This window comes from Methylobacterium sp. J-088, assembly GCF_022829295.1.
GTDB lineage: Bacteria > Pseudomonadota > Alphaproteobacteria > Rhizobiales > Beijerinckiaceae > Methylobacterium.
In genome coordinates this window covers 1-4,115 of the sequence record NZ_JAKSYH010000212.1, presented here as the reverse complement: position 1 = coordinate 4,115, position 4,115 = coordinate 1, and the positions used below count along the sequence as shown (strand labels likewise).

The window sequence follows — 4,115 nt, the reverse complement described above, 5'->3', positions numbered from 1 at the left end:
GCGGCACGAACTCGTGCAGCGAGGGCGGCAGCAACCAGCCCTGATCCACATCCCAGGAGCGAAACACCTTGGCCATGAGCCAAGTGAATCACCCTCCGGCCCCGCCGTCGAGAGGATTACTCGGACGGGCTCCTAGCTGACCGGGCAATGCCCGTTCCTCTTCGATCAGGCCTTGCCGCAGCAGATCCTCGACGACCAAGATCACGTTCGTGTAGGTGAAAGCGACGCCATTGTACCGTCGCCGGCCGGTGTAGAACGTCTTGCGACGGGAATATGAAACGTAACGCCCCTCCTCATGGGCGAGCATAGCTTCCGCGATGATGCGTTGGCGAGCGATCTCAGCAGCCGCGCTCAGCGTCGGGATGAGCACGGACGACCCCAGGAGTTCGTCTGTCCGCGGATGCCAGTTGAAGGTGAGAGGACGATCGCGTTTGACGAGTCGCTCGGCGCCCGGTTCGATCAGCCACGACCATCCATCCAGCTGAGCCATGGGTCGATCGATCCCTCAGAACGTGTACGAGTCACGTTCCCAAACTAGGTCTCCAATCCGTTCCTGTCTTGTTCTAATTCGAAGCCTGTGGATGGCGCGTTGTCAGATGTTCTGACACGGGTGGTGCTCACAGCCGATCACAAGATTTGAGACCATCCCTCGGCTCTGCGGAGGTTCTCGTGAGCTGTGTCGAGCCTTGATCCGAGTTTGAAAAATATACCCGATCCGCACATGATTTCGGATAATCTTGCTACCAGCTACGGTGTCGGATAGGCGGCAAGACCGCCGCTGAAACGAGGTACGATCGTCCCATGGGGTGTCACGATGGGTGGGTACGGTAGCGGGCGCTGGGGTGGGCGGCCGACGACTGACGACGGGCTGACGCTGGATCTCCCCCGCCTGCTCAAGCAGCGCAGCCTCGTGCCCGGGCTTGCCCTGGCCGGCAGCCTAACGTGGACGAACACCCGCACCGGGGCGCATGTCGGCTCAGTCGGATATGGCAGTGATCTCGGCGCAGACTGCGGCCGTATGCATTTAAACTACACGACCAGCCGTCGGGACGGCAACAAGCACGACTTTGACTACTGGATCGAGCTTGAGACGACATCTCAGCCCTTCGGCGGCCGACGCTGGTGGTTCGTCTGCCCCAAGCTCGGTACCCGTGCCACGAAGCTGTACCTACCGCCCGGTGCCCTGACTTTCGCCTCGCGCAAGGCCTACCGCCTCGGCTACCGGTCTCAGCGCGAGACAGCGCACGACCGAGCGATCTCCCAGGCGTTCAAGCTGCGCCACCGCCTCGGCGCCAGCGGCGGCATCGGCGACCCAATCTTCAAGCCAAAGGGCATGCGATGGGCCACGTTCGAGCGTGAGCTAGATAGGATCTGCGATGTCGAGGCGATCTGCGACGCCAACCTTGTGGCTTTTGCGCGCAAGCTCGGACTACGCGTCTAACATGAGGGGCAAGAATTTTTCCCGTCTATAAAAAAAGGGGCGTCGTCCCAAAGTTCGTCCAGCTCAGCGCTGGACAGCCGCGCTGTTGGCACGCGCGCGTGGGAAGTAACTGTAGAAGGTGTCCCGGTTGACCCCGAGCCGCTTGGCGATGTCGGCGACGCTGATCGTGCCGGCGGCCAGCAAAGCCCGGCCGACCGCGATGTCATCCTCACTCAGCTTTCTCGGTCTTCCGCCCTTGCGGCCACGTGCGAGTGCCGCCTTCAAGCCTTCCATGGTGCGCTCGCGGTTGAGATCGAGGAAATACTCGGCCATGGCGCCGTGCATCTGCAGGGCGAAGCGACCGTGTGCCGTGGCGCTGTCGAACTGCTCGGTGAGCGAGCGGAAGTGCACGTCCTTTACCCTTAAGCCGTCGATGGTGCGCATCATCTCGACGAGGGACCGGCCGAGCCGGTCGAGCTTCCACACTACGAGCACGTCCTCGGGGCGCAGGTAGGCCAGCGCCGCCTCAAACTCCGGTCGCTTGGTCCCGGCCTTGCCGGACTTTTTCTCCTCGAAGATGCGCTTGCACCCGGCCTTGATCAGCGCGTCGCGCTGGAGGTCGAGGTTCTGGTCGAGGGTGGAGACGCGGGCATATCCAACGAGCATGTCGGGATAGTGCCAAAACCGCGTTTATACGGCAATAGAAAAGCCGACACGTTTCTCCGACAGAAATGAGGCTGTTTAGAGTGGCTCAGGTCTGGCTCATTCAGATCGTCGGGAAAACGGTCGAATATCCGACATTAGTGACCGCACTACCTGTCGTTGCGTTTTGACAGAAGCCGCTCATCGAGGTGTCGCATAGCGCGGGTGTCAGGCCGTAGCCGCTTATTCCGTCGCAGCGCCGACGCTGTCGGCCATCTTCGCTCCCCGCGTGCCAAGGGGCTGAGGCTCGCCCACCGTGGTGTCCTCGGCGGTCTGATGCTCCGTCTCGGCGTTCATCTGAGCGCCCAGCAGCACGATGATCGTCGAGATCCAGATCCACGTCATGAACCCAATCGCCGCCCCAAGCGACCCGTAGGTCTTGTTGTAGCTGCCGAAGTGGCCGACGTACCATGAGAATAGCAGCGAGCCTCCAAGCCAAAGTACCGCTGCTACAGCACTCCCGCCAGTGACCCAGTGCCAGCGCGGCGCATCCCGGCTCGGGCCGTAGCGGTACAGCACCGCCAGGCCGCCGAGCACGGCGAGCAGCAGCACGGGCCAACGCAGCAGAGCCAGCCACCACGTGTCCTTGCCGATGCCGATGAACTCAAACACCACCGGCAGCACCACGACTGCAGCGAGCGCCAGGATCAGGAACAGCAGCGCGCCCGCTGTGAACGCCAGCGAGACGAGGTTGAGGACGAGAAAATTGCGCTTCTCGCGCTCGTTGTAGACGAGGTTGAGCGCGTCGAAGATGTGCTTCATGCCGCCGTTGGCACTCCACACCGACAGGGCGACGCTCAGGAGCAGGCTTAGGCCGAGAGTCGCATTGCCCTTCTCGTTCAGGTTCTTGACCTGGTCGCTCAGGATGTCGAGCGCGCCCTGGGGCATGATCCCCTGAAGGCTGGCGAGCTGATCGTTGATGGTCGAGGCATCCGCCACAAGGCCGTAGACGGACACCAAAGCGGCGATCGCGGGGAAGATCGCCAGCAGGGCGAAGAAGGTGACGCCGGCCGAGACCAGCATGATCCGGTTCTCACCGACGTCCCGGTAGGTACGCAGTGCGATGTCTTTCCAACCCTTGGCAGGGATCTCGGTGGGCTTCGACGCTTGGCGGCCGCGGTCAGCCTAGGTGCGAGCTACTTCATGAGCATCGCTACCACTGTGAGAGGGCGATGACCGGCGCGCCGGTCCAGCTTCGTCATCCGGCGTATTCTGAGCGTTGGGTGTTGCGCGGACTGCGCGGCGCGGGAGGGCCACGATGCCGATAAGGGCAGTGGCCAAAGCCAGGGTCCAGGCGAGAGAGCTGCCTTCCGTGGCTGAGTCCGACCGCACGGGGCGGGGGCGGGAGGGTGTCATGGTCTGATCCCGCGTATGTCAGGCTGCAACGCAGCACTACTCATGGCAACGAGGGGTTGCCTCGGACGTTGCAGTGACCAGCTTTAAATCGGCCAGTGAGCGCAGAAGCCGGTACGCGGCGTCGGCTCCTCCTTCGGATCGTAGGTCTGACCGTGCTGCGCAGGCATGCGCTCAAGATGGCGGGCGGCGGGATGGGTGTCGAGACGGACCTTCGATATGTTCGGCACGTTGGCTGAGATGAACACTCAGCTTTCATCCTCGCCGGGCCCTGCCCGCCTTGCCCTCACAGAGTCCGCCCTCGCGGCAGCTGATGGCCTCTGGCGTGAGGAGATGCGCCGAAACTATGGACCGGACGGGGTGCTGACCTATGCCTTCTCCCCGGAAGGACAGGGTGATCTCGGGTCATCGCTTCGGCGGACCTACGAGGCTCGTCGTGTTGCAGTGGCTCTGTGGCGCCACGAACGGCATCGAGCGCCGCGGTTGACCTGACCCGTCTGTCAGCTAGGAGCCCGTCCGAGTAATCCTCTCGACGGCGGGGCCGGAGGGTGATTCACTTGGCTCATGGCCAAGGTGTTTCGCTCCTGGGATGTGGATCAGGGCTGGTTGCTGCCGCCCTCGCTGCACGAGTTCGTGCCGC

At 62.9% G+C, this 4,115-nt stretch carries 4 protein-coding genes and 1 pseudogene; 1 reads left to right on the top strand and 4 read right to left on the bottom strand.

The genetic code is table 11. From position 1 onward, the window contains the following. Positions 1-88 precede the first annotated feature (88 nt). A complete protein-coding gene (locus tag MKK63_RS23715; RefSeq protein ID WP_244006146.1) occupies positions 89-490 on the bottom strand; it encodes a hypothetical protein in 402 nt (133 codons plus the stop codon). Positions 491-814: 324 nt separating this feature from the next. On the opposite strand from MKK63_RS23715, the gene MKK63_RS23710 reads away from it, so the two are divergent. Continuing rightward, positions 815-1,441 carry a hypothetical protein gene (locus tag MKK63_RS23710; RefSeq protein WP_244006144.1) on the top strand — a complete coding sequence of 209 codons (627 nt, stop codon included), beginning with the start codon at positions 815-817 and terminating at the stop codon, positions 1,439-1,441. Between the two features lie 63 nt (positions 1,442-1,504). Here MKK63_RS23710 and MKK63_RS23705 read toward each other — a convergent pair whose 3' ends face one another. From MKK63_RS23705 to MKK63_RS23695, 3 genes and pseudogenes are all read right to left on the bottom strand, one after another. Then, complete coding sequence (locus tag MKK63_RS23705) at positions 1,505-2,086, bottom strand: recombinase family protein (RefSeq protein ID WP_244006142.1); 582 nt, start codon at positions 2,084-2,086, stop codon at positions 1,505-1,507. A 219-nt stretch (positions 2,087-2,305) separates the two neighbouring features. Beyond that, positions 2,306-3,478 (bottom strand): annotated as a pseudogene (locus tag MKK63_RS23700) (YihY/virulence factor BrkB family protein). A gap of 83 nt (positions 3,479-3,561) precedes the next feature. Next, positions 3,562-3,723, bottom strand: coding sequence for a hypothetical protein (locus MKK63_RS23695; protein ID WP_244006141.1), 162 nt, complete (start codon positions 3,721-3,723; stop codon positions 3,562-3,564). Positions 3,724-4,115 lie beyond the last annotated feature (392 nt).